Here is a 23987-nt window from a genome sequence, read left to right as displayed (position 1 = left end):
ATTTCAAAAAGCCATTTACTTTGATGGACATACCTAATTTAACAAATACCATTCCATGTCAGGGAAATTTTATTCTAAATTAGAGTTTTGTTCAAAATTCCTTAGTAGGTTATAAGTTTAACTTAGAAAAGTAAAATTTTTGCACCATCTGTCAGGTCAATTTAACCTATCTGTCAGTATATTTTATTTTATGCTGTCAACCAAAAAATACCTAATATTAGGTATTTCCATGTAGGAAATGGTGGTATATCTTTGCCGCGGGTGATTAAGCAAATTTTTAGAATTGTGTATGGGGTACATGTTTGGACATTTTTTGCCCCTTTTTTTCTTTTGTAAAACTTCAAACAAGTGTAACTTAGTAGGGTTAAAGCAATAAACCCTCAAATTATGGAATTGTATGCCAAGGCATTGACCTTTGCCATCCCCTTTTTCCTTATTCTGATCATCATTGAAGAGATTGCCGCCCGTAGAATGAAGCGGCAGATCAATTATGGGATGGATACGATTTCCAGTTTGAGTTCAGGGATGACCAATACCCTTAAAAATCTGATGGGTTTGTCCATTGCCATTGTTTCTTATGGTTGGTTGGTGGGTAAAGTAGCCCTTTTCCATATTGAAAGTACTTGGTTGGTGTATGTGGTTGCTTTTATCGGGATGGACTTTGTGGGGTACTGGAGTCATCGATTTGACCATAAGATTAATGCCTTTTGGAACAGGCATATTGTACACCACAGCAGTGAAGAATTCAATTTGAGTTGTGCGCTTCGACAGTCTGTTTCAGCCATTGTCGGCATTTATTTCTTCCTTTATATTCCTATGGCTTTTTTGGGCGTACCGGGAGAGGTAGTGGCCATTGTAGCGCCTATTCATTTGTTTGCCCAGTTTTGGTACCATACCCGCCTGATTGGCAAAATGGGTTTCTTGGAGCATATTTTGGTAACCCCTTCCCATCACAGGGTCCACCATGCCATCAATGACATTTATCTGGATAAAAACCTCTCACAGATTTTTATTTTTTGGGACAAATTGTTCGGCACTTTTCAGGAGGAGTTGGACGAAGAACCTCCTGTGTATGGCGTGAAGAAACCTGTCAATACCTGGAATCCTTTGATCATCAATTATGTGCATATGTGGTCATTGATACAGGATGCTTGGAGGACAAAGAGTTGGTGGGACAAATTGAGAATCTGGTTTATGCCTACTGGTTGGAGACCGGATGATGTAGCTAAAAAGTATCCCTGGAATTACTGGAAGAATGCTTACGAGCAGGTCAAGTATGACAGCAAGCCCTCCCAGACCTTATTTGCCTGGTCGTGGTTCCAGTTGGTAGTAAACTTTGCCATGGTATTCCATGTCCTGGTGGCCTTTGTCAATTTTCAATACCTGGAAGTGATGCTATATGCCATTTTTATGATGGTTTCCATTTTTGCCTATACCAGCTTGATGGATAAGGCCAAAGTGGCCCTGCCAGCAGAGATCTTCCGTTTTGTAATGGGTGTAGGATTGATTTATTGGAATGGAGGGTGGTTTGGTTTGCAGGAGATTATACCTGGTGCAACCGTCCTAGTCGGAATTTATCTGGCGTCCTCATTGGTGATGGCCTTTTTGATACTTTCCAAAGAGTCAAAAGCCAAATTGGATGTAAAGCCTGCTGAGTTGGTGTCCAGTAATTGATTCTATGAGGTCAGGTTAAGAGCTTCTATCTAATCTTTGAGCCATAAATTTTTATTTATAGCTCAAAATTTGCTTATTTTTGAGTTATAAAATACCTTTTTATAACTCATGCACTGGAATTGGCAAAAAAAAGACTGGCCTCACTTTGTATTCGAAACCGTTTCGTTCCAGGATTCATTGGATGAATTTTTTCATAATGCAGGCCAACTATTAGGAGTAATTAAGCACATTTCTCCTACTGATGAACTTGATTTGAAATTTGAATTACTCACTGATGAAGCATTAAAAACATCAGAAATAGAAGGAGAATTTTTCAATAGAGAAAGTGTTCAGTCTTCTATCCGTAGGCAATTTGGTCTGCAAGAAGATATAATAAGATCGTCACCTGCCGAATTTGGAATTTCCGAAATGATGGTGAGTTTGTACCGCTCTATTGAAGAACCTTTGACTCATGACATCATTTTTTCTTGGCATCGAATGCTTTGTAACGGCAGAAGAGATCTTAAAAACATTGGTTCTTATAGAAGTGGCTCCGAACCCATGCAGGTGGTTTCAGGTCCAATAGGGAGACCTGTGGTGCATTTTGAAGCTCCCCCTTCCGAATCGGTAAGAAATGAAATGGACAGGTTCCTGAGTTGGTTTGAAGCTACATCTCCAAAAGGTACAACCCCCTTACACCCTGTTCTTAGGGCTGGAATTGCACACCTTTATTTTGTATCTATTCACCCTTTGGAAGATGGTAACGGGAGAATTGGTAGAGCTATCGCAGAAAAGGCACTTTCAGACGGACTTGGAAGACCAAGCTTGATTGCTTTATCTCATACCATAGAAAAATACAGGAAAAGCTATTATGAAGCGCTTGCAAAAAACAATCAAAACCTAGAGGTAACAGGTTGGTTAGAATATTTTGTGCAAATTGTGCTTTTGGCACAAAAGAGAAGCATGTCTCTTGTGGAGTTTATTGTTTTTAAATCAAAATTATTCCAAAAAGTCGAAGGTAGATTAAACCATAGGCAAGCCAAACTATTAAACAGGATGTTTAAGGAGGGACCTGAGGGCTTTAAAGGGGGGCTAAGCTTAAAAAATTATGTCACCATATCCGCTGCCAGTAGGGCAACTGCTACAAGAGATTTACAAGACTTGGTGGAAATGGGAGTACTTTATAAAACCGGTGAGTTGAAGGGGACCCGTTATCATCTGCTTTTGCAAAATTAGATTTTTTTATTTAGAAGTCGAGGTTGTCCGAATCCACCAATTCTACCCATCGCTTCATTTTCTTTTGGATGACTTTCCAGTGGTGACTATCTTCTTCAGTGATCAAGGAGATGGCTTCTCCTTCCACACCTGCCCTGCCGGTTCTCCCGATGCGGTGGATGTAGTCTTTTGGTGAACGTGGCAGTTCATAGTTGACCACATAGGGGAGGGCTTCAATATCTATCCCCCGAGCAGCCAAATCAGTGGCCACCAGTACACGCAGTTTGCCCGCTTTGAATTGCTTCAAGGCCTCAGTTCTGGCTCCCTGACTTTTATCTCCATGCAGTGCCATGGTCTGAATCCCATGTTTGTTCAATTTTCCGGTCAGGTTATCGGCTGTCCTTTTGGAAGAAACAAATACCAGGACCTGCTGCCAGTTGCCTTCCTGTATCAGATACCTCAGGAGCGGTCCTTTCCTTTCAGGATCGACCAAGTAGGCCGTCTGCGCGATAAGGTCGGGGGTGACTTCCTCCGTTTGGATTTCGATTTTCACGGGATTTTTCAGCAGCTTGCCAATCAGGCCCTCGACGGCTTCATCCATGGTGGCGGAGAAGAGGATATTCTGCCGCTGCTTTGGCAGCCTGTTCAAAATCTCGTCTACCTCCATTTTGAAACCCAAACTCAGCACCTTGTCTGCTTCGTCCAGGACCAAGGTAGTCAGTTCAGAAATGGAGATGGCATTTTTGGAGATCAAATCCAGCAAACGTCCGGGCGTCGCCACCAAAATGTCCGTCCCGTTCAATTTCATCATCTGTGGATTAATGGACACCCCACCAAAGACCGCTGCGCTTTTTACTTTTCTGGGCAGGTATTTGCTGAACAGCCTTACCACCTCTTCCACCTGTGCTGCCAATTCCCTGGTGGGTACGATCACCAAGACAGGGACAGACCTGCTTTTATTGACCTCCTTTTTCTGGAGTTCCTCCAGGATGGGCAGGATATAGGAGGCCGTTTTCCCCGAACCTGTCTGTGCGAGACCAAGCAAATCCCGTTTTTGAAGGATTGCCGGGATGGCTTCGATTTGGATTGGGTAAGGGGTTTCGTAATTGGCTTCTTGGACGGCCTTTACCAGGATAGGAGATAAGCCCAGGTCTGAAAAGTTCATGTTTTATTTGATTTCAAGACAAAGTTAGGGTTATTCTTTGTTCAAACGGAGGATGTTACATTGTTTTAACCCGATTATTTTTACTAATCGGCTTATGAGTTAATATTTGATTAAGCAAAAGTGGCTTGTATTCCAATGCCACTTTGAGCAGGGTGTGCGGACCAGATTGGAATAAGGGAGGTTTTTGCGGAAAGCGTTGGATTTAGGTTAAAACGCATCCACTGTCCAACTGATACAATTCAACGCTCCGCCCTGTTGAATGATTGTTTCTGAGAGGAGTGTAGTAGGTTACAATTGTCCCTTGATTTTGATAGTTACTTTCCTTTTTTGACTTCTTCCAAGGCTTCAATCAATTCATAGACGTTAGAAGATGGGTTATTAAATAGTCTCGATTCCTTGGCCCGTTCACACGCCTTTTTATACTCCCCATCTAGTTTCTCTATCAATTTTCTATCAAGAACTCCTTTCTTATATTGGGTTCTATTTCGGTTACATAGTTCTCTAATACATTCTTCAACAGTTATGGATGCTTTTTGATTGTTGTAATGGAACAAAAACCAAAGTTCAATAGACGGGTTAGAAATAATCATCGTTGCGTCATCAATCTTTTTCAATTGATCAATGATGGATGTAACATCCCCATCGTACATTAAGAAATCTCTGTCCTTTGAATCAGTTGGTTTTCCTTGTTTGGTTTTCTTGATGTAATTGGAATTGATGCTTGATCCAGTGACCTTCGACATTATTTCAATAGGTAGCCGATATTTTGTTCTTAGGAAGGCTATGTATGACTCTTCTGTTTTTCCTTCACAAAACACCCAATAGGTAGGGTTGATTTTCTTACCTCTTGATTTGTTTCGTTTACTCATTGAATATTTCTTTTATTGTTTCCAATGAATCATTTATAATTGGTACTGCATCAAACCTCCCTTGCAGGTATGCCTTTTCCAAATCCATAGTATCCCTGAAGTCGCTGAAATCATATAATGAATACACATCTGTTGAAGCATCATCTTTCTTATTGACAAAATAGATTTGATCCTTGCGCATCCTTTTCAAATCCAAAAATTTGGTATTATGGGTAGTACAAAGTAATTGAGCGCTTTCACTCGCCCGGAAGAAATTAAAGATATATTCAATGATTTTTGGATGAAGACTTTCTTCAATTTCATCAATCAACAAGATCTTGTTGTTTTTTACCACGTCCATGATGGTTAACATGATAAAAAACAACTTGATGGTTCCTTGTGATTCCTCGGTCAGAAAATCAAAAGGCTTCTGAGGATCTCTTTTATGATATGTTGTAATCTGAAGTCTTTCTTGTACAACTTCTTCAACAGTGACAGTCAAAGTATCCAGGTTTGCATTAAAGTTTTTCCCCGGCTCTTTTAATGACCTGATTTTAACGTCCACGATGTCACTGTCTGCGATTTTAAGGGCGTCAATTAATACGGATTTATTCTCTTGACTAAGCTTTTCGATAGTTGAGATGCCAAATCCGAGATATTGAAGAATGAAGGTATTATGAAAATAATTGAAGATTTCCTTTGGTATTTCCCTGTCCATTTGGCTTGCACGGCTAATGTAAAGGGTTTTGTTAGATGTGTTTTCCGCCACATCCATCGGTCTTTTGATGACATCTCCGAAGCTATAGATTTCACTTTTCTCTTTACCTAGGTTTTCATTTCGGGTAAATATTTCCTTGATTCTTCCTTTTGGATAAAAATGTAAGCTTTCCTCAATGATCTGAGTAGTTGTCAAAGCAAATGCATACTCATATTCAATTCCATTGGATACAAATCGGATAAAATACTTACTGGGCTTATGGGTGTAACCATCAAATTTAAAGGGTTTAAAATTGAAGATGGTATTCTCGTTATGCATATGCGAGCGGAACACCATGGTGTTACAAAAACGGATTGCCCTGATCACATTGCTTTTACCGGAGGCATTGGCACCATACATGACCATTGTTTTAAGCACATCTGTTTTTCCTTGCTGAAAAACATTATCCACCAAAGCCCTTGCGTTGGCAGATTTGATATTCGCCGCACGAAAATCAAGAATGATTTCATCCTTAATGGAGAAAAAATTACTAAGCCGGATTTCTAATACCATTTTAACAGCTAATTATGTAAATATTTTACAAATATAAACTTTAAAATGACATAAGTGTTTTTTTTGTTTCGGTTTTCGGCTAGCAATAAGTTTAATGAATATGGGTAAAGTTTTAATTTGATCATCTTCTTTGGAACAAAACCACTCTGAGCCGATTAAACAAAGTAATTGGCTCATGACCTACAACTGACAAAATCAAAATTGGCCTAATTTCCAGTATGATTTGGAGGTATTACAGCCATTATTTCTAATGACATATCAAAGTCATTGAAAGAATGTTTGAAGCAGGGCCAGAAGGCTTCCAAGGTGGAATGAGTGCTAGGAAGTACATGGCCATCACGCAGGTTTCCAAAGCCAAAGCCACAAGAGACTTGCAATACCTTCACGAAAATGGCCTTTTGATCCAATCAGGAGCAGATAGATCTGTGAGGTGTGAGTTGAATTTAGGCTAAAACGCATCCACTGTCCAACTGATGCAATTCAAGGCTCCGCCATATTGGATAACCGCCTCAGAACGGAGTGGTATGATTTTATTGTTTTTATGATAGCCTAGATAAAATTGTGCAAGTTGATTCAGTGCTTGTTCATCTTCATCTGTTCCTAGGGTAGGGATTATCATGATATCCTCTGTTTGCAAAAAGTTGATATAGGCCCAATTGTCTTTGTATGATTTCTTGACGTTGTAATTCAAAAATTCAGTTTTTAAGCCATTCTTTCGAAGCAATCGTATCAAATCGAAATCATCTTTATAGCAATCGTTGATCAGGACTGTTTCTTCATCGATAAACCTTAATACCCCATCTATGTGACCAAGATAATCTAACCTATCCCAAGGAGTAAGGATTACCTTTTCTGCTTTAAATTCTTCATGAAGTGTAGCAATCAACGCTTTTTTAGAATAGCGGTATCTATTTTCCCTGACAACCTTATCTGTCATGATCAGGCAAGTACTGCTATTGATCACATTACCACCATCTAAGATCAAGTCTGTTTTTCTGGTCTTTAATCCCAGCGCATCACAGACCAGGTCAGGATAAGTTTTTGATCCCCTATCCTGTTTTCGGGTGCTAAGTAAATAATCTGGGTCATATCTATATTCCAAAAAATCATCTCTTTCAATTTGGATGGGCATATAATCCCTCGCCCAGATGTCATTGGTTTTGGGAAGTAGTTGAAATGGTATTTTCTGGGCTTTAAAAATACCTGAAAGTACTTCAAAAAAGGGATTAAACTCCTCTTTGGAGGAGAGGAGGGAGGAAAAATAGATGATGTTTTTGGTCCATTCAGGGGTCATACTTCTTATGGTTTAATGTTTAATTTATAGAATAGAGCAATAAAAAAGGTAGGGTCATTTAATCTTGGTCAAACGTGATAGTCCAAGGTTTGAAATCTTGGACTGAATGATAAGTAAAAAGATGTTGGAATAAGCTTTAAACAATCAAAGAGAAGAATAATCAGAGTTTATCTTAACTCTCCTTTTTCCTTATCAAAATAGAAATTTTTATCTAAAGGTTTTGTGAACTTCCTGATATTGGCAATATGCTGAATTGGCTTATTGAAAGCTGATACAGGTATTACATATAAGGCTTCAGGAGATGATGGGCTTCCCCCTACACCTAGTGCGATAAAAGTAGGCATATTGGTCTTTTTTTCGAAGGTTTGATAACGTTCCAATTGCCCATCATTAGCGAAACGAATAAAGTCTCCTTTTGTAGTACTTCTCCATTTACACTCTACCGCTATTGGATACCTCTCTTTACCTAGTTTAAGTTCTAATTGTAAATCTGGATCCAAAGTGGATTCGGCATATCTTCCATCAACAAACTTATCTCCAGCCCATTGTTTGATAATAAAGAAATCTGGGTCGAATTTTTTAACCACAAATTTTTCGAATTCTAATCCTGCTTTTGCATTGACATCGATTAATTCGGTTTCAGGTTCTTCCTCCGAAGCTTTGAGATCTTCTTTAATTTTTTGGATAATTAGTTCTGGATCTTTGCCTTTTTGAATTGCTGAATCGCGGATTAGATTTTCTTCTTTTGAAGTTAAATTTGCATCCTTCAATGCCAATGCGATGGCATCTTCAATGCTTTTCTGGTTTAATGTAGGAGATTTTTCTTGTCCAATCATCCATACTCCCGAGACGATAGAGAGTGCACCAAAAACAATTAAACTTATAGCTAACATGCGTGTCATAATTAATAACGAATACTTTAAAAATTAATCTAAGGAAAAATAATCATTATGAAAACTAAAAGCCTTCAAATTAGAACAAATTTTTAAGGAAATATGAAAAAATACGTAAAGGGAATGAGTAGAGTAGATTTTGAAAAAAAAGCCAACCTTTTCTTCCTGGTTACATACTAGCAGGAGCAGGATTCGAATTTGCCAAAAGCATTTGAAAAAACTTTGCGTTCTTGCTGCGAGATAATGGGTTTATTTATCACCATAATGGCCATAAGCACCCAAAACCGTCACAACGATTTTTGTTTCTTCTATCAAATAAACTAGCCTGTGTTTTCTATCGATCCTTCTTGACCAGATGTTTTGCCTATAGTATTTAAGCTTTTCAGGTTTTCCTGTTCCTGTTTCAGGATGTTGTATTAGTTCTTGGATAAGAGAGAAAATCTTCTTTATATAGCCTTATTTCCTGTTTTCTTGAGCTTCTCAATATCTTCCAGGGCCTCAGGAGTAAACTCAATGTCAAATATCATATACCCAAGAGGTCTTTCAATTGCTCAGGGGATATATTCACTGTTTTTCCCTCAGTGTAAGACTTTATGCTTTTGGCCAATCGTTCCTGAACAATTGGATCATCGAAGAATCGGTCATTTTTTACTTCACTTGAAATTTCATAGACCTTGTCTTTTCCCCTCTTAATGATCACTCGCTCATTCTTATCGATGAGATCTAGGTATTTTTTTAGATTTTGTCGAAACTCTCTAGTACTAATTACTAACATATCATTCAATTTTGTGTACACATATTGGTACATAAAAATATATTAAAAAGTTCAAAAAACCACTTAGAAATAATTTATTTACCGTTTATGAAATGAATCATGGGAAACTTTGCAAACCGAAACTAACCAATGAATGGGCTCTTTACCTATATTCCTTTTGGCGTATTTTTTATGATGAACTTCTTGAGCTCGAGCACCACAATATACACATCTCCAATTGTCCCTCTTCAAGACTACAAATCTTTTTCTTTTCCATTCTTCTGATTTAAGATATACATCCCTGTAGTATTTACGCCTACGCTTTCTTTTGAGTGAGAACCACCACCTTTTGAGGAACCACACTATTAAAAGCACAAAAAGTAGAAGAATTGAGGATATGAGTTGCTCATCCATAAAATTGAAAGTGACAATATGGATAAAGCTAAAAAAATCACCAAAACTTAGTCAGTAAAATCTATACAGATCGTTGACCGATAGCGACCAATATTGCTAAATTAATTTTTAAATTAACAGTGACTTAGATGCCATTCAATTCATAAGGGGGAATCAAAACCTCTAAAGGCAATTCCAAGAGCTTGTGAAGGTTTCTGATTATATCAATGATCAAACAACACTTGCTTCCCCGAGTTCTACTGCCAATTTATGTAAAGTCTGCTCTATTTTTTTGGCTTGTTCTATTGAAGGGTTTTTAACCCCTGATGCATATTGTCGCAATAATGCCGCGTTCATACCTGCATATTTAGCCACGCTGGAAATTTTCAAATAATCATAGCGCCTGAATAGGGCATATACATCATAGTGGCGAACAAACTCTACTTCTTCAGGTTCCAAGCCTTCAAAGTCTTTTAAAAGGACTTTAATTTTATCTTCAAGCTCAGAAATGCTATCAGCATAATCTGTGATCAGATTTTCATTATAGGTTAGGCTTCCCCAAAATTTATGGTCTTCCCCCTTTTCTATGGTTAGATTTATTTTTACTGTTTTCATATTTACAATTTGGGCCATTTTATCAGAATCTTGTTTAAACTACTTAAGACCGGCTTGCTTAAGAATAGAGTTCAAAGTGCCGATGGGGATATCTCCTCCATGAACAGGGACAGTTACCTTACCTGACTTTTTTGGATGAATCAATTGTAGGTGACTTCCTTTCTGGGTTTTTTCCTTCCAGCCATCATCTTTTAGTATTTTAAGAAGTTCTTTGACCTTCATTTTTAAAGGTAGCAAAAATGATACCGAAGTGCAAGAGAAAGTAGCGTTTTTGGATACTATTTTTTTTGAAAAATCGCCAAAAAAAAGGATACCGTTTCCAGTATCCTTCGTAGTAGCGGGAACACCCGCCCGACTGTACCAATCGTTACGGGCGGGGGACTCGAACCTGTGTCCGCCACGGCTATTAGCCCTCCAGAGAATTTTTTGACATAAAAAAAACCAGACATTACTGCCTGGTCTTGAGTAGCGGGAACAGGACTCGAACCTGTGACCTTCGGGTTATGAGCCCGACGAGCTACCAACTGCTCCATCCCGCGATATATCTTTAATCAAATGATTTTCTAATGTTGACAGCCATTTGCTGAAATCGTGGTACAAAAGTAGAGGTTTTATTGATACAAAGCAAATGTAGACGGGAGATAATTTTTCTACTGATATACTTAGATAGACTTATTCCCTGAATATTAGCTGCTTACTGAAAATATTTTTTTGCCCATAAAAACAGTCTAATTCCACTGTAATTGCCATTTTCGTCAGATTTTCCCAAAGTATATTTGGTTTGTTTTACGTTAAAGGCATGGGCTATGGAAAAAATCAAGTACCTTTGCACAAAAAACTGTAGTCATGACCGAAAACACACACAAAGCGGGCTTTGTCAATATCATTGGTAAACCCAATGTCGGCAAGTCCACGCTTATGAATGTGCTCATCGGCGAGAGACTTTCGATCATCTCCTCTAAGGCCCAGACGACCAGACATAGGATTATGGGTATCATCAATGATGACCATTACCAAATCGTATTCTCGGATACACCGGGCATGCTCAAACCTAAGTACGAGCTGCATAAGAATATGATGGGTTTTGTCCATATGTCCCTAGAGGATGCGGATGTGATCCTTTTCGTAACCGATCTATTTGAAACAGACGAAGAAATAGAAGACGTAATAGAAAAGATCAACCAATCAGGTGTTCCTGTACTTCTTGTTATCAACAAAATTGATTTGTCTAAAGAAAATCAACTGGAAGAAGTGACCCAATATTGGACCCAAAGGATCAAGGCAGAAACGGTAATACCCATCTCTGCTACTGAAAGTTTCAATACGGAGCGCATTCTTCAGGAGATTTTGGACCGCCTTCCGGTTCACCCGCCTTTCTACAACAAAGATGAACTTACTGATAAGCCGGAGCGTTTCTTTGCTTCTGAAATCGTCAGGGAGAAAATTTTCCTCAATTACAAAAAAGAAATCCCATACAGTACTCAGGTTGAGATTGAAGATTTCTACGAAGAAGAAAATATTATCCGTATCAGGGCGATCATTTATGTAGAGCGCAGCAGCCAAAAAGGTATCATCATCGGAGAAGGAGGAAAAGCCTTAAAGAGGATAGGTACCCAGGCCAGGTTAGAAATGGAAAAATTTTTCGGAAAAAAAATCTTCCTGGAAACCTATGTGAAGGTGGCGGAGGATTGGAGAAAAGACAAAAATAAATTAAGAAGATTTGGTTACGACCAATAAAAATATAGGACAGCAATGGCAAATATTGTAGCAATAGTGGGTAGGCCCAACGTGGGGAAATCTACCTTTTTCAATAGGTTGATCGAGCAGCGCAAAGCCATCGAGGATAACGTATCCGGCGTGACCCGGGACCGTCACTACGGACATGCCCAGTGGGGAGGCAAGTTTTTTTCCGTGATAGATACAGGAGGGTATGTGACAGGATCTGATGATGTATATGAAGCAGAAATCCGGAAGCAGGTTAAATTGGCAATAGATGAGGCAAATGTCATACTTTTTGTAGTGGATTGCCATGATGGCCTTACAGATCTGGATAAAGAGTTTGCCAATGAGCTCAGGGGATCCAAGAAACCGATTTTCATCGTTGCCAATAAGGCAGACAGTGCGGAAAAGGCATTGATGGCGGCAGAGTTTTATGCCCTTGGTTTGGGGGATAATGATGTGTTTCCCATTGCCGCAGTAAGTGGTAGCGGGACGGGAGATATATTGGATGAGGTGATCAAGCATTTCCCCGATGAGGGAGAAGAAGACCCGGAGGCCGGGATACCTAAAATTGCCATATTAGGCAGACCTAATGTGGGAAAATCTTCCTTTTTGAATGCCTTGCTGGGTACTGAACGTTCCATTGTGACCAATGAAGCAGGAACCACCCGAGACGCCATCCACACCAGGTACAAATTGTACGGGCAGGACTTTATCATCACCGATACGGCAGGTATCCGTAAAAAAGCGAAGGTCAAGGAAGATATTGAGTTTTACTCGGTCATGCGTTCTTTGAGAACCTTGGAAGAATCGGATGTTTTGATTGTCATGGTAGATGCAAGCAGAGGTTTGGAAGCCCAGGACATCAACCTAATTTCTTTGGGTATCAAAAACAACAAAGGGATCATAATCATGGTCAACAAATGGGATCTTATTGAGAAAGACCATAAGACCATGGATAAGATCAAAAAAGAAATGTTGGAGAAACTTGGTGAAAACCGTTGGATTCCTATCATTTTCACTTCTGTGGAGACCAAACAACGTATTTTCCAGGCTATAGAATTGGCTGTAAAGGTGTATGAAAACAAAACAAGGAAGGTAGCTACTTCCAAACTGAACGATAAAATCCTGCCGGAGATAGAAAAGTACCCGCCTCCAGCAAACAAAGGGAAGTACATCAAGATTAAATATATTACACAGTTACCGACTAAAAATCCTGTATTTGCTTTCTTCTGTAACCTCCCTCAGTACATCAAAGAACCCTATACCAGATTCCTGGAAAACAGGTTGAGGGAAAACTTTGATTTTGAAGGGGTTCCGATCAAAATAACGTATAAGAAAAAATAAAAATAATTTTTGTTGAACAGCTTGATTATTACTTGAATGGTAGTACTTTTGCACGCTTAATTTAAGAAACAAACAAAATCATGAAAAAGGTATTTGCATCATTCGCTATCGCTGGTATGTTGTTCGCAGCTGCTTGCGGAAACAAGGCGGAAGAAGTTACTGAAGAAGTAGAAGTTATCATCGAAGAGACTGAAGAGGCTATCGAAGAAGCTACTGAAGCAATCGAAGGTGAGTTCGAAGAGGTAGTTGAAGAAGTTGAAGAGGTAGTAGAAGGTTAATTCTAACTTCTTTAAACCCGGATTATGCGTTAGAGTTCGTTGTGAGAGCTCAAAACACAAAAGAATTAAGCATTTAGCGAATGAAGCATAGTCATCTCTATGTTGAGTGAGCTAAATGCAGTGAAACGATTGATTATGAGGTGTTTTGTGCTCGTAATAGAAATTCTAATGCATATTTCGGGTTAAAAACTGGGCTGTTCGGGAAATCGATCAGCCCTTTTTTTTATATTTCAAGCGATATGGAAAACAGGGATACACAATTTTTGGAAGCGTTTAAGAAACATGTGCCTGAATCAGCCGTGGATTATTGTTTTCAGCTTTGGAAAGAAAAGCCATTTAATTTTTTCATTACACGGGATCGCTCCAGCAAATTAGGAGACTTCAGATACCGCAGAGACAGAAAAGTCCAGACCATATCCATCAATTATAACCTAAGCCCCTATCAGTTTTTGATCACTTACATCCATGAAGTTGCCCATTACCGGGCATTCGATCGCCATGGTTGGAAAATCAGGCCTCATGGTACAGAGTGGAAGCTGACCTTTAGGGAGTTAATGCTTCCAGTCCTTTCCGACAAGGTTTTTCCTAAAGATGTTTATCTGGCCCTGCTTAGGCATATGAAAAATCCCAAGGCCAGTACCGGGGCTGATTTGCTTTTGGCAAAAGTATTGAAATCCTATGACCTGAATATCAGTCCGGATAAAGCATTGTTGATCGATCTGCCTTCGGGTGAGGTTTTTTCACTACAGGGCAGAAGATTCAGAAAAGATCAGATCAGGAGGACCAGGGTGGTATGTGAAGAACTTTCCACAGGGAAAAAGTTCCTCATTTCTGCCCATGCAGAAGTGAAGAAATCAGACTAAGAGAGCTGATCTTTTTCTTCCCCGATTTGGTTGGCTTCCTGGGAAAAATCCTTGGGTTGTGGAAGATCCCCTAAGTTGTTGATCCCAAAATACTCCATAAACTTATCACTTGTACCATAAAGAATGGGTTTACCAACGGCATCTGATTTTCCCTTGATGGCAATAAGTTCCTTTTCCAAGAGTTTTTGAACAGAGTAATCACAACTCACCCCTCTGATATGCTCAATTTCAGTTTTGGTTACCGGTTGCTTATAGGCAATTATGGATAGGGTTTCCAATTGGGCTGTGGATAGCCTTTTTTGGGATTGTTGCTTGAGTAAAATGGATATACTGCTCTGATAAGCAGGCTTGGTCAAAAATTGATAACCTCCGCCTAATTGCTCCAGGGCAAAAGAAAACTCCTCCTGCTGGTACTTTTCAAGTAAATCATTGAGGGCTTCCTGAATATGTTCTATAGGAATTTCTGACTCAAACATCTCCGTCAGGCATTTCTGGATTTCTTCCAGGCCCAACGGAGATGGAGAGCAGAAAATCAAAGCTTCTATGTGTCGGTGTAAAAATTCCAATTTATTTCTTGGCAAGTTTAGCTTCAATAGAATGCATGGTGTGGGGGACAGCCCTTAGTCTTTCCTTAGAAATCAACTTCCCTGTATCCACGCAGACCCCATAAGTCCCGTTTTTGATTCTGATCAGGGCATTCTCTAAGTTGATGATGAATTTTTGTTGACGGGCAGCCAATTGGCTCATATTTTCCCTTTCCAAAGTATCCGCACCATCTTCAAGAAGTTTGGACGTGGCTGCCGTAAAATCAGTTCCACTGTCATTTTTTTTACTCAGTGTTTCTTTTAACATGGTCAGTTCTTCTTTGGCCATAGCCAGTTTTTTGAGAATGATTTCCTCAAATTCCTTCAACTCGTCCGGAGTGTAGGCGGTTTTTTCTTCTTGGCTCATAACAATTTATTTATGTGATAAATCTTCTCCAATCCATACGTCCGATTGAAAAGTCCCCTAAAATACGGTTAGCATTTTAATTTCAAAAATAAAAACCGCCAATGAGGCGGTTTTCTAGGTCAGGAAAGATTTTCCAGCCGCTTTAGTAGGACTTTTTCATCCATTACTAACTTGTACTTGACACTCAAATACCTTTGGATGACTTTTAGGTCTTTGCCTTTTTGAATGACATAGGTTTTGAGGGTTTGGGTGATAAGATCGGGTCGCATGGGGATAGGAGTTTGTTTGGTCTTTTAAGATACTAAAAATCCGAGGATTAGGTTTTGATTTACCTAAAAAAATGTACCAACTACCAGTGTTTTTTTTAAGGAGTGCACCTTACCCTCCAGATCAAATACTTGTGCCCATAGGACATAATGCCCAGGCCGCACTTTTCTTCTATTGCTATCAGTGCCGTCCCAAAGATAAAAACCCTCTTTACCCCAAATGGCATTTTGACATATTTCCCGGACAATGGTGCCGTTTAAACTGTAAATCCTCACATTGGCAGTCTTTCCTGCAACGTCCATTTTATAGCTTATGGTAACGTAAGCATCCGGTCCCGGCAAATCAGGATTAAAAACTTTTGGATGAATCTCTATTCCCATGTCTTCCTGTCCTTCATAAACCTGTGAATTTCTCCTGCCAGGGGTAGCAAAGCCCACTGATGCGGCAGCTGATTGCCAATTATTGGGATCATCCACGGGAGCAAGTGGAGAAAGACGCTCCAAGGAAACCCCTCTTCTGTCACGAAGAAGGCTGTGGTGCATCCGCTCGTGGTAACTGAACATTTCCATGATTTGCTCGTCCGGATTTAAAAAAATGACGTTGCCGCTGCTGATAGGGAAACTGGGCAAAGTAGCATATGCGATAAAGCGACGGGGGTCTCCTTTGGGATATTCCTGATAGAGCCGCTCTTTATCGGTCGTGAAAACCAAATGGCTAAAAGGTTCGATGACATAATCCTCCGTGAAAAGAATCCTCCTATTGGCCACTTCACCAGCGGCATTCAAATTGGCCAACTTCCAATCCTTCAGGTTGATGAATTTCCCGGACGCATTATACACTTCCACAAACTTTGGAGCTTGTACTCTTGCATTGAAAAGTACTTCATTTATCACTACATCCCCCGCCTCAGCCTCGCTCGGTTTTGCCATCCAGGCTAATTGATTTTTGTCGTAAAGGTTCCCACTGCAGTCCCTCAGATTACTTATTTTAACTTGATATTTCACCCCTTCCTTTAAGTCTTCTTCAAAGCTTAAAAGGATTTGATGAGGTGCAGGACCTGTTTCTACTTTTTTTAGGTTGATTGCAGGGTTAAACTCCCAGGAAATATTTTGCAGGTTGGTGTTTAGGATTTTGGAAAAATGCAAAAGGACCTGTTCTTCCCCCACCCAGATGCCTTTAATGAAAGTGGGCGGGCTCAGGTCAGGGCTGGTTTCGTAAACCGAATTCTGTTTCCCGGGGGTACCTCTTTTCTCGTCCCTCGATGCTTTCAGGTTTTCCGGTAAATGACACAAAAGATAGGGATTTATCAGTTCCAGGCTATAACCCCCTCTGGCAAATTCGGTGCCTCCGAAAGAGGTACTTATGTAATTCAGGCTGTCCAGTATCCTTCCCTCACTGTCAAAAAGTTTGACCTGATCAGCTGTGTTCAGCAGGGTGGGCCAATTAGTTAACCCAAGGACTTCTCCATACCTTTCAAATTCTGCGGACCTTGTTCTTGGACATAAGATGAGGTAAGACTTTGGTCCCAAAACAGCAGATGGCAAAGTGGTGACCCTTCTGGAGTTGGCCAGCTGCATTCCTCCCAGGTAGATGTTTTGCTCTCCTGGGTTGTACAATTCCACATATTCCACATTGGGAAGGATATTGCCCGGTCTTGGTGCCGGCATCAGCTCGTTGATAACTATTGATTTGAAACTGAGCAGGGCCTCTTTTTCGAATACAAACTCAAATTCATAATCTTCTCCAAAATTCCCGCTCAAATCACTGGCTTTGATTACTTGCAAAACATAGGTCCTGCCCATTTCAAAAGCCCTGGGAAAAGTAAGAATCACTTGGCTGTCATTATTTTGAAGCAAGACTTCAATGGGACTTGTACCATCAATTCGGTACATTTCAGGTAAAAGTGCAAAAACAGGATCCAAGGCTTCTGAGAAGATGAGCAGGATTTTATTGGCATCAAGTGGGGCTACCTTGACCAGTTCTGGCGGCGTTCTGTCCCAGAAAAAATCCCTTTTCGAAGCATGAATGGGAAGCCCCCGTTGACTTTTTCTAGCAGGAATCAGCAAACTGAATAGGGGGCCTTCCTCAAAAGGAATTTCTGCTTTCAAGCGAATCTGGGAAGGGCTGGGGAAGCTTGGGGTAAACTTGAGATCCGGATTTTCTTCCACTTGGATATCCGCTATGGAAAAACTTTCCCTGTCCAAAGGCAATGCAGAGAACAGGTCCAGTTGGTCCTGTGCTGAGAGGTACAATGCCTCAATATGATCTTCATAGCGCAATATTTTTCTCATCGGGTTATCCTGTTTTTTCCCAAGGTGATTGCTGATTTCATTTGCTTCTAGGGTCAGCCATTGCCCCAATTCAAACTCTCTGTCAAAAAATAAATCGATTTGATAGCGGTTTTCTCCAACTCGAATATCGTTTGGCTGACGGTTGTTCAAGCGAAAGTTAGCACTCCTACTGACGGATGCTTCCTCAAAAAAATGGTTGAAATTTAATCTGACGATATGGGGAGCCATGAGCAGTATTTCCCCCAGTTGTATTTGTCGGTTATCCAAGTTTATACTGGTTATGGGAGTTACCTTGCCCCTTCCATCCCTTAGGTTTTGTAAGTTGATCTGTAGCACTTCCATAGGGATCAAATCTGGGGATTCCAATACAATCAGGGTGTCTGTTGGGAAGATCAAAGACAATCCAGTCAAATTGGCTGCCTGAACCTGTCCGATGGAAGGGGCTGCCACAGGCTTATCCAAATGCAGGGCAATGCGGTAAGGGTCCAGCAAATGGGCTTCCTTAATCTTTATGGGATCTACCACTTCATCCCCATCAAAAATCCCGAAATCATCCATAAAAAATCTTGCACCAGAGCCTGAACCCGCACCGAGGCCCACTTCAATTTTTACATATACAGCTTCTGCTGTCCAAAAGGCCTGAGGAAGGGGAAGCTCTACCAATTGGTACTCGGTATCCTGATTGGGGAAAGGGTAATCCTGCCCCAAGTCAAATTGGTATTCAAAATCCTCAAAGCTTGATAGGGAAAGGTGAATGCTGACCGAGGCGGGACGGTTTCCTGAACCATTTCTTTTGGTTTTGGCAAAAAAAGCAATTTTGGGCTGCTTATAGTTGACAGGTTCTACTTGGGTGTAAATCATGCCGGAAAAGGTACTGATTGGCTGCACGGCCAATGCCCTGCTTCGGTTTCTACCTTCCAAATTGGCCTGAAAGACCCTTGAAGCCGTAGCCCTGACCTCATTGGCAGACCAACCGGGCAGAAACATTTCCGGGTGATTGACAATCACAAAGTCCCTTTCAAAATCCTGAACCTGTGCCTGAGTGAGGTTTTGGTGAAGAAAAAGCAACAGGGACAGCGTACAAAAAAACCTGATCAAACTAAAAGTGTCCATAGTTTGAAAATATGGAATTGTTAACTAATGGAAGAACTTTATCCGTGTATCTGCTTATTTTTCAATTCTTGTTAAAAAAGCAGGCTAAATCTTGAAAATAAAGTAATTATAAGTGGGGGAACTGTCTTTTTTGGGAATTCTTCTTTTACCTTTGCGGTTCATTTAAAAAACATTAAAGTAAACATGAAACTAGCCGTTGTAGGAGCTACCGGATTGGTAGGCTCAGAAATCCTAGAAGTGCTGGATGAGCACAACTTCCCATTTGATGAATTACTCTTAGTAGCCAGTGAAAGGTCTGCAGGGAAAAAGATGACTTTTAAGGGTAAACAATACACCATCATGGGATTAAAACAGGCTGTTTCTGAGAAGCCGGACATCGCCATATTTTCAGCAGGAGGAGGCACCTCTTTGGAATGGGCACCTCAATTTGCTGCAGTGGGGACCATCGTCATCGACAATTCTTCCGCTTGGAGAATGGATCCTACCAAGAAACTTGTTGTACCGGAAATCAATGCCAAAGACTTAAGAATAGACGATAGGATTATTGCCAACCCCAACTGTTCTACCATACAAATGGTGGTAGCGCTAAATTTGCTGCACAAGCGTTATGGCATCAAAAGGATCGTAGTGTCTACCTACCAGTCTGTGACCGGTACTGGTAAAGCAGCAGTAGATCAGATGATGGCAGAAAGAAATGGACAGCCTGTGGATATGGTTTATCCACATAAAATTGACATGAATGTGCTTCCTCATATTGATGTGTTCCAACCCAATGGCTACACCAAGGAGGAAATGAAAATGATCAATGAGACCAAGAAAATTTTTGGTGATGATAGCATTCAGGTGACCGCCACTACAGTGAGAATCCCGACCATGGGAGGCCATTCGGAATCGGTAAATGTGGAATTCCATCAAGACTTTGACTTAGAGGAAGTAAAAGAGATTTTAGCGAACACACCTGGAGTGGTACTTCAGGATGATCCGGCCAATAACCTGTATCCGATGCCGCTTACTTCCCACAAAAAGGATGAAGTATTTGTTGGAAGGTTGAGAAGGGATGAATCCCAACCCAATACATTGAACATGTGGATTGTAGCTGATAACCTGAGAAAAGGTGCTGCGACCAACGCGGTGCAAATTGCTGAGTACCTGATGGAGCACAGCATGGCATAAATGATATGCATAAGGCTGTTTCTAATTCTGATTTCCGGAATATATTCAAAGTTTTATTTTGCATTTGAACTGGAAGTAAGATCAAGGGACAGCTTCTTTTTTTAATTCAATGACAAAAAAGATTTGGAGATTCAAAAGGTCTATACTAAAAAAATAAAGAAATTCATTCAGGATTACCTGCATGAGAAAGATCCTTTTAAGCTTTTTTTGTCGCTCCAAAAAAAGGTAGACTATGATTTAAAACTTGCGGTAGAGCAACTTACTGCCCGCCAAAAAGGGTTGAAAAAAATCCCTGAATGGGCGAATAACCTTTCTTTGTTTTTTCCTGTCAACTTATCCGTGGAACAGGCTTCATCAGAGGAAACAGCCCGGTTTAAAACTGAATTGGTCAAAGGAACTTCCATGATAGACCTTACCGGTGGATTTGGCATAGATACATTTTACCTGGGAGCCAATTTCAAATCAGTAAACTACTGTGAGCGGGATGAGAATCTGGTGGATATTTTCAGGTACAATATGGATATCCTGGGCATGTCTCATGTCAAGACCTTTCATGGGGATGGCCTGGAAATTTTGGGTCGTTTTCCTGAGCCCTTTGATCTCATTTATGTAGATCCGGCCAGAAGAGGGGAGCATAACCAAAAATTATTCAAATTGGCGGATTGTGAACCCGATGTGGTGGCGAATTGGGACTTGATGAAATCCAAAGGGAAAAACATCCTGGTCAAAGTATCGCCCATGTTGGACTTAAAGCAGGCCATCAATGAATTGCCGGAGCTACAGCAGGTATGGGTACTTTCCGTAAAGAATGAGGTCAAGGAATTACTCCTGCTATGGCAAGAAGAACAAGGATTGTCGGAGGCCCAGATCCATTGTGTAGATTTGGGGACAGCAGGCCGGCAGGACTTCGACTTTACTCTGGCAAAAGAGCAGGAGGCCAGCAGTACCTTTTCTGAAGTCAAATCCTATATCATTGAACCCATGGCCAGCATCATGAAGGCAGGTGCCTTCAAACTTTTCGGACAGCAGTTCGGCTTGGATAAGCTGCATCCCAACAGCCACCTATACACCTCGGATAGCTATTCAGAGGATATCCCCGGGCGGGTTTTTGAGGTAATCAGAGAATTTAAACAGCCCAAAAAAGAACTCAAATCTACCTTTCCTTCCGGTAAGGTCAATGTGATTGCCAGAAATTTTGCCCTTTCAACCGAAGAGATCAAAAGCAAATTTAAGCTGAAGGATGGAGGGGAAGATTTTTTGATCTGTACCAAAGTTGGGGAAAGCTACCGGGTTTTTCATTGCCGAAAAATGCGGTAAATCTTTACCAAGAAGGCAGGAAATGCGTATCTTTTCCACTGCTTACTGATCAAGTCTTCAAAATGAAAAGAATACTGCTTTTATGCTGGGTTTTGCTATACTCCATGAATGGCTTTGCCCAAATTCAAAAAAACTGGGCTTGGGGTGGTCCATTGGATCCTTTGCAACAGAAATACCGTGTCATGCATTACCAGTTGGAGTTGGAGTTGTTCCCCGAGTCCCAGGAAATCCATGGTAAAAACAAAATCACCTTTGCGTCTGTAGAAAAATTGGACACCATGCGTTTGCACCTGATTGAGGAATATCAGGTGCAAAAAGTAATCATGGACGGTCAGGAGATCAAATTCAGGCATTTTGGGGACACGTTGGATATTTATCCCGTGGATTGTACATGTGAAGAGGTGGAGGTGTATTATGGCGGCAAAACGCCGATTGCCATCCGTCCCCCTTGGACAGGGGGATTTACCTGGGAAATCGATGAACTGGATAACCATTGGATGGGGCTGTCCTCTCAGAATGAAGGCGCAAAGATTTTCATGCCTTGCCTGGACCATCCTTCCAGCGAACCCTTGAATGGTGTGGATTTGATTTTCACTGTCCCTAAACCCTATTTTGTCGCCTCTAATGGTCGACTGGTGGGCAGCAGGGATTCAGAGGGTAAAATTACTTACCATTGGACCACCCAATACCCCATCAATAATTACAACATTAACTTTACTTTGGGTGTTTTTTATGAAGTTTCTACCACCTTTGAAAGTGTAGATGGTAAGCAAATCCCCATGTTTGTTTGGGTGCTGCAGCAAAACCAAGACCAAGCATTACCGCTCTTAGACGTGTTGAAGACTTCCGCTGCAACCCACGAATACTACTTTGGCCCCTATCCATTTCCTGACGACAAAATCGCTGTGGTGGAGACGCCTTACTTGGGCATGGAGCATCAGACCATCAATGCTTACGGCAATAATTTCCAGTTTGAAAAGATTGGAGAGGTTACAGCAGATTGGCTTTTACACCATGAACTGGGGCATGAATGGTTTGGTAACAAAGTATCGGTCAAAGATTGGGCAGATTTTTGGATTCACGAGGGCTTGACTGCGTATGGAGATTGGTTGTTTTACCTGAAACATGGTGGGGAGGAAACTTACCATGAAAAAGTGGGCAGCGTCAGGGCCAATATCAGGAATCTGCGTCCGGTAGTTTCTCCCAGAAATTCCACTTCAGATTACGCCTATCATCCGGAAATTTATACCAAAGGGGCCTTTATCATCCATTCCTTGCGCTATTATATCGGGGATGAGTTGTTTTTTCCCATGTTAAAGGCTTTCGCATCAGATGAGCGTTTTATTTATGAAAATTTGGTCGAAACGAAGGATTTCACAGGGTTTGTGCAGGATTATACCGGATTGGATTTACAGGGCTTTTTTGATCTCTATCTCAAATCTGTCCGCTTACCAGAGGTGAAAATGCGGAAGAGAGGCAGAAAAGGATACCAGGTAAGTTTGCCAAACATTTCCTTCCAAATGCCCGTGGAAATAAAAACCTCCAATGGATACGAGCGGCATGTGCTGTCCTCAAAACCCATTTTGGTAAAAAGTGAAGGCCCGATTGAAGTTGATCCACGAGGTTGGTATTTGATATCGAAAAAATGAGCAAAAGTAAATTATTCCTTTGGGTTGCTTTCATGTACATGCTTTTTCTGAACCATGCCTTTCTTCAGGCCCAAAGTTTGCGAAAGCTTTTGGAAGAGGAGAAAACCTTGGTTTTTGCCCATAGAGGGGCGGTGAATCCGGATATCCCGGAAAATAGCCTCTTGGGTTTACAACAGGCCTTGAATGAAGGAATAGACATGTTGGAGATTGACATCATGGAAAGTCAGGATGGTGTTTTGTATCTGCTTCATGACAGAACCCTGGACAGGACTACCTTGGGTACAGGAAATATTGCTGAATGGAAAAGCAAGGATTTGGATAGGGTGGGATTAAAGGAAACAGAAGAATACCTTCCCCGTTTTGAAAATTTTTTAAAGGAAGCATCCCAGCAGGAACTTTATTTGATGCTGGATGTAAAAAATGCACCGCTGCACAAAGTTATGGAAGCAGTGGAAGTAGCTGGGATGTTGGATAGGATAGTATTACTTACTTTCAGTTTAGCAAGGGCCCAGGAAGCCTTTGATCTGAGTCAACGCTTTTTGGTCTCTGTCCTGATTAATGAGGAAGAGGAATTCGACGAATACCTTTGCAAAACCACCGACCCCTATCATTTGGCTGTCTACGTCAATAAAGATGCCAACCTTAGCTTGTACATCCAGGCTCAAGAATTGGGTTTGCCTGTCATTACGGACGTAATGGGAGCCATTGACAAACGAGGAATTGAAGATCCTTTTATTTACAAAGAATTTGTGCAAAAGAGAAATCCCAATGTGGTAGTAAGTGATTACCCCATTATTTTAAAGCAAGTCATCAATTGATAGGGTTTTCCAGATGCATTAAGGGAATTGAATAAAAAGTTAAAATGGAATAATATTCATAAACTTTGGATTAGATGTTTGATTATGTTTTTTTTGTTCTC

The 23987-nt window shown here is 40.7% G+C and carries 24 protein-coding genes and 1 tRNA gene; 11 read left to right on the top strand and 14 right to left on the bottom strand.

Going from position 1 to position 23987, the window contains the following annotated elements; genetic code table 11:
- The first annotated feature begins 387 nt into the window (after positions 1 to 387).
- Positions 388 to 1674 carry a sterol desaturase family protein gene (locus B879_RS13595; RefSeq protein WP_009185766.1) on the top strand — a complete coding sequence of 429 codons (1287 nt, stop codon included), beginning with the start codon at positions 388 to 390 and terminating at the stop codon, positions 1672 to 1674.
- Positions 1675 to 1782: 108 nt separating this feature from the next.
- Positions 1783 to 2889, top strand: coding sequence for a Fic family protein (locus B879_RS13590; RefSeq protein WP_009185765.1), 1107 nt, complete (start codon positions 1783 to 1785; stop codon positions 2887 to 2889).
- A 10-nt stretch (positions 2890 to 2899) separates the two neighbouring features.
- Here B879_RS13590 and B879_RS13585 read toward each other — a convergent pair whose 3' ends face one another.
- The 3 genes from B879_RS13585 to B879_RS13575 all read right to left on the bottom strand — a co-directional run bounded on the left by B879_RS13585 (position 2900) and on the right by B879_RS13575 (position 6151).
- Positions 2900 to 4033, bottom strand: a complete 1134-nt coding sequence (locus tag B879_RS13585) for a DEAD/DEAH box helicase (protein WP_009185764.1) — start codon at positions 4031 to 4033, stop codon at positions 2900 to 2902.
- Positions 4034 to 4347: 314 nt separating this feature from the next.
- Entirely contained in the window at positions 4348 to 4902 is a 555-nt protein-coding gene (locus B879_RS13580; RefSeq protein ID WP_009185763.1) for an RloB family protein, read from the bottom strand.
- Entirely contained in the window at positions 4895 to 6151 is a 1257-nt protein-coding gene (locus B879_RS13575) for an AAA family ATPase (protein ID WP_009185762.1), read from the bottom strand. Before B879_RS13575 ends, B879_RS13580 begins: the two co-directional genes overlap by 8 nt.
- Before the next feature lie 275 nt (positions 6152 to 6426).
- Here B879_RS13575 and B879_RS22160 point away from each other — a divergent pair, with 275 nt between their 5' ends.
- Positions 6427 to 6603 carry a hypothetical protein gene (locus B879_RS22160; protein ID WP_009185761.1) on the top strand — a complete coding sequence of 59 codons (177 nt, stop codon included), beginning with the start codon at positions 6427 to 6429 and terminating at the stop codon, positions 6601 to 6603.
- On the opposite strand, the gene B879_RS13570 is transcribed toward B879_RS22160, so the two are convergent.
- From B879_RS13570 to B879_RS13540, 7 genes are all read right to left on the bottom strand, one after another.
- Positions 6600 to 7445 carry an agmatine deiminase family protein gene (locus B879_RS13570; RefSeq protein ID WP_009185760.1) on the bottom strand — a complete coding sequence of 282 codons (846 nt, stop codon included), beginning with the start codon at positions 7443 to 7445 and terminating at the stop codon, positions 6600 to 6602. The genes B879_RS22160 and B879_RS13570 overlap by 4 nt on opposite strands.
- 167 nt (positions 7446 to 7612) lie before the next feature.
- Positions 7613 to 8338 (bottom strand): hypothetical protein, encoded by a 726-nt coding sequence (locus B879_RS13565; protein ID WP_009185759.1) that lies wholly within the window; start codon positions 8336 to 8338, stop codon positions 7613 to 7615.
- A gap of 249 nt (positions 8339 to 8587) precedes the next feature.
- On the bottom strand, positions 8588 to 8755 hold the full coding sequence (locus tag B879_RS23220) for a Txe/YoeB family addiction module toxin (protein ID WP_238542139.1): 168 nt from the start codon (positions 8753 to 8755) through the stop codon (positions 8588 to 8590).
- A 106-nt stretch (positions 8756 to 8861) separates the two neighbouring features.
- Positions 8862 to 9113, bottom strand: a complete 252-nt coding sequence (locus tag B879_RS13560) for a type II toxin-antitoxin system Phd/YefM family antitoxin (RefSeq protein ID WP_040400705.1) — start codon at positions 9111 to 9113, stop codon at positions 8862 to 8864.
- Positions 9114 to 9716: 603 nt separating this feature from the next.
- Complete coding sequence (locus tag B879_RS13550; RefSeq protein ID WP_040400703.1) at positions 9717 to 10100, bottom strand: helix-turn-helix domain-containing protein; 384 nt, start codon at positions 10098 to 10100, stop codon at positions 9717 to 9719.
- Between the two features lie 39 nt (positions 10101 to 10139).
- On the bottom strand, positions 10140 to 10322 hold the full coding sequence (locus tag B879_RS13545; protein WP_040400701.1) for a type II toxin-antitoxin system HicA family toxin: 183 nt from the start codon (positions 10320 to 10322) through the stop codon (positions 10140 to 10142).
- A 244-nt stretch (positions 10323 to 10566) separates the two neighbouring features.
- A tRNA-Met gene (locus B879_RS13540) sits at positions 10567 to 10639 on the bottom strand.
- 307 nt (positions 10640 to 10946) lie between these two features.
- On the opposite strand from B879_RS13540, the gene era reads away from it, so the two are divergent.
- The 4 genes from era to B879_RS13520 all read left to right on the top strand — a co-directional run bounded on the left by era (position 10947) and on the right by B879_RS13520 (position 14307).
- Positions 10947 to 11837 carry a GTPase Era gene (gene era, locus B879_RS13535; protein ID WP_009185756.1) on the top strand — a complete coding sequence of 297 codons (891 nt, stop codon included), beginning with the start codon at positions 10947 to 10949 and terminating at the stop codon, positions 11835 to 11837.
- A gap of 15 nt (positions 11838 to 11852) precedes the next feature.
- The gene (der, locus tag B879_RS13530) at positions 11853 to 13166 is read left to right on the top strand and encodes a ribosome biogenesis GTPase Der (RefSeq protein ID WP_009185755.1); all 1314 of its coding nucleotides are present in this window, start codon (positions 11853 to 11855) and stop codon (positions 13164 to 13166) included.
- 80 nt (positions 13167 to 13246) lie between these two features.
- The gene (locus B879_RS13525) at positions 13247 to 13444 is read left to right on the top strand and encodes a hypothetical protein (protein WP_009185754.1); all 198 of its coding nucleotides are present in this window, start codon (positions 13247 to 13249) and stop codon (positions 13442 to 13444) included.
- Positions 13445 to 13683: 239 nt separating this feature from the next.
- Positions 13684 to 14307: a SprT family zinc-dependent metalloprotease gene (locus B879_RS13520; protein ID WP_009185753.1), complete on the top strand. Its 624-nt coding sequence runs from the start codon at positions 13684 to 13686 to the stop codon at positions 14305 to 14307.
- Here B879_RS13520 and scpB read toward each other — a convergent pair.
- From scpB to B879_RS13505, 4 genes are all read right to left on the bottom strand, one after another.
- Positions 14304 to 14873, bottom strand: coding sequence for an SMC-Scp complex subunit ScpB (gene scpB / locus B879_RS13515; RefSeq protein WP_083847953.1), 570 nt, complete (start codon positions 14871 to 14873; stop codon positions 14304 to 14306). The genes B879_RS13520 and scpB overlap by 4 nt on opposite strands.
- Position 14874: 1 nt before the next feature.
- Complete coding sequence (locus tag B879_RS13510; RefSeq protein WP_009185751.1) at positions 14875 to 15258, bottom strand: TraR/DksA family transcriptional regulator; 384 nt, start codon at positions 15256 to 15258, stop codon at positions 14875 to 14877.
- Positions 15259 to 15377: 119 nt separating this feature from the next.
- Positions 15378 to 15527, bottom strand: coding sequence for a hypothetical protein (locus B879_RS22885; protein WP_009185750.1), 150 nt, complete (start codon positions 15525 to 15527; stop codon positions 15378 to 15380).
- A 63-nt stretch (positions 15528 to 15590) separates the two neighbouring features.
- Entirely contained in the window at positions 15591 to 18929 is a 3339-nt protein-coding gene (locus tag B879_RS13505; protein ID WP_009185749.1) for a lamin tail domain-containing protein, read from the bottom strand.
- A 183-nt stretch (positions 18930 to 19112) separates the two neighbouring features.
- Here B879_RS13505 and B879_RS13500 point away from each other — a divergent pair, with 183 nt between their 5' ends.
- The 4 genes from B879_RS13500 to B879_RS13485 all read left to right on the top strand — a co-directional run bounded on the left by B879_RS13500 (position 19113) and on the right by B879_RS13485 (position 23886).
- Entirely contained in the window at positions 19113 to 20102 is a 990-nt protein-coding gene (locus tag B879_RS13500; RefSeq protein WP_009185748.1) for an aspartate-semialdehyde dehydrogenase, read from the top strand.
- Between the two features lie 123 nt (positions 20103 to 20225).
- Entirely contained in the window at positions 20226 to 21419 is a 1194-nt protein-coding gene (locus B879_RS13495; protein ID WP_009185747.1) for a THUMP-like domain-containing protein, read from the top strand.
- A 62-nt stretch (positions 21420 to 21481) separates the two neighbouring features.
- Positions 21482 to 23068 (top strand): M1 family metallopeptidase, encoded by a 1587-nt coding sequence (locus B879_RS13490; RefSeq protein ID WP_040400699.1) that lies wholly within the window; start codon positions 21482 to 21484, stop codon positions 23066 to 23068.
- Complete coding sequence (locus tag B879_RS13485) at positions 23065 to 23886, top strand: glycerophosphodiester phosphodiesterase family protein (protein WP_009185745.1); 822 nt, start codon at positions 23065 to 23067, stop codon at positions 23884 to 23886. The genes B879_RS13490 and B879_RS13485 overlap by 4 nt, the downstream gene beginning before the upstream one ends.
- Positions 23887 to 23987: the final 101 nt, after the last annotated feature.

This window comes from Cecembia lonarensis LW9, assembly GCF_000298295.1.
In the GTDB taxonomy this organism is placed as follows: domain Bacteria; phylum Bacteroidota; class Bacteroidia; order Cytophagales; family Cyclobacteriaceae; genus Cecembia; species Cecembia lonarensis.
Note: the sequence above shows the minus strand (reverse complement) of the source record. Positions and strands in the feature narration are given on the sequence as shown.

What these genes read in the sequence shown, in the direction of transcription:
- B879_RS13560 (WP_040400705.1), bottom strand. Translation starts at nt 9,113, where the DNA reads ATGTTAGTAATTAGTACTAGAGAGTTTCGACAAAATCTAAAAAAATAC.
- B879_RS13500 (WP_009185748.1), top strand. Translation starts at nt 19,113, where the DNA reads ATGAAACTAGCCGTTGTAGGAGCTACCGGATTGGTAGGCTCAGAAATC.
- B879_RS13485 (WP_009185745.1), top strand. Translation starts at nt 23,065, where the DNA reads ATGAGCAAAAGTAAATTATTCCTTTGGGTTGCTTTCATGTACATGCTT.
- B879_RS13505 (WP_009185749.1), bottom strand. Translation starts at nt 18,929, where the DNA reads ATGGACACTTTTAGTTTGATCAGGTTTTTTTGTACGCTGTCCCTGTTG.
- B879_RS13545 (WP_040400701.1), bottom strand. Translation starts at nt 10,322, where the DNA reads ATGAAGGTCAAAGAACTTCTTAAAATACTAAAAGATGATGGCTGGAAG.
- B879_RS22885 (WP_009185750.1), bottom strand. Translation starts at nt 15,527, where the DNA reads ATGCGACCCGATCTTATCACCCAAACCCTCAAAACCTATGTCATTCAA.
- der (WP_009185755.1), top strand. Translation starts at nt 11,853, where the DNA reads ATGGCAAATATTGTAGCAATAGTGGGTAGGCCCAACGTGGGGAAATCT.
- B879_RS13570 (WP_009185760.1), bottom strand. Translation starts at nt 7,445, where the DNA reads ATGACCCCTGAATGGACCAAAAACATCATCTATTTTTCCTCCCTCCTC.
- era (WP_009185756.1), top strand. Translation starts at nt 10,947, where the DNA reads ATGACCGAAAACACACACAAAGCGGGCTTTGTCAATATCATTGGTAAA.
- B879_RS22160 (WP_009185761.1), top strand. Translation starts at nt 6,427, where the DNA reads ATGTTTGAAGCAGGGCCAGAAGGCTTCCAAGGTGGAATGAGTGCTAGG.
- B879_RS13510 (WP_009185751.1), bottom strand. Translation starts at nt 15,258, where the DNA reads ATGAGCCAAGAAGAAAAAACCGCCTACACTCCGGACGAGTTGAAGGAA.
- B879_RS13525 (WP_009185754.1), top strand. Translation starts at nt 13,247, where the DNA reads ATGAAAAAGGTATTTGCATCATTCGCTATCGCTGGTATGTTGTTCGCA.
- B879_RS13550 (WP_040400703.1), bottom strand. Translation starts at nt 10,100, where the DNA reads ATGAAAACAGTAAAAATAAATCTAACCATAGAAAAGGGGGAAGACCAT.
- B879_RS13585 (WP_009185764.1), bottom strand. Translation starts at nt 4,033, where the DNA reads ATGAACTTTTCAGACCTGGGCTTATCTCCTATCCTGGTAAAGGCCGTC.
- B879_RS13590 (WP_009185765.1), top strand. Translation starts at nt 1,783, where the DNA reads ATGCACTGGAATTGGCAAAAAAAAGACTGGCCTCACTTTGTATTCGAA.
- B879_RS13520 (WP_009185753.1), top strand. Translation starts at nt 13,684, where the DNA reads ATGGAAAACAGGGATACACAATTTTTGGAAGCGTTTAAGAAACATGTG.
- B879_RS13580 (WP_009185763.1), bottom strand. Translation starts at nt 4,902, where the DNA reads ATGAGTAAACGAAACAAATCAAGAGGTAAGAAAATCAACCCTACCTAT.
- B879_RS13490 (WP_040400699.1), top strand. Translation starts at nt 21,482, where the DNA reads ATGAAAAGAATACTGCTTTTATGCTGGGTTTTGCTATACTCCATGAAT.
- B879_RS13565 (WP_009185759.1), bottom strand. Translation starts at nt 8,338, where the DNA reads ATGTTAGCTATAAGTTTAATTGTTTTTGGTGCACTCTCTATCGTCTCG.
- B879_RS13595 (WP_009185766.1), top strand. Translation starts at nt 388, where the DNA reads ATGGAATTGTATGCCAAGGCATTGACCTTTGCCATCCCCTTTTTCCTT.
- B879_RS13575 (WP_009185762.1), bottom strand. Translation starts at nt 6,151, where the DNA reads ATGGTATTAGAAATCCGGCTTAGTAATTTTTTCTCCATTAAGGATGAA.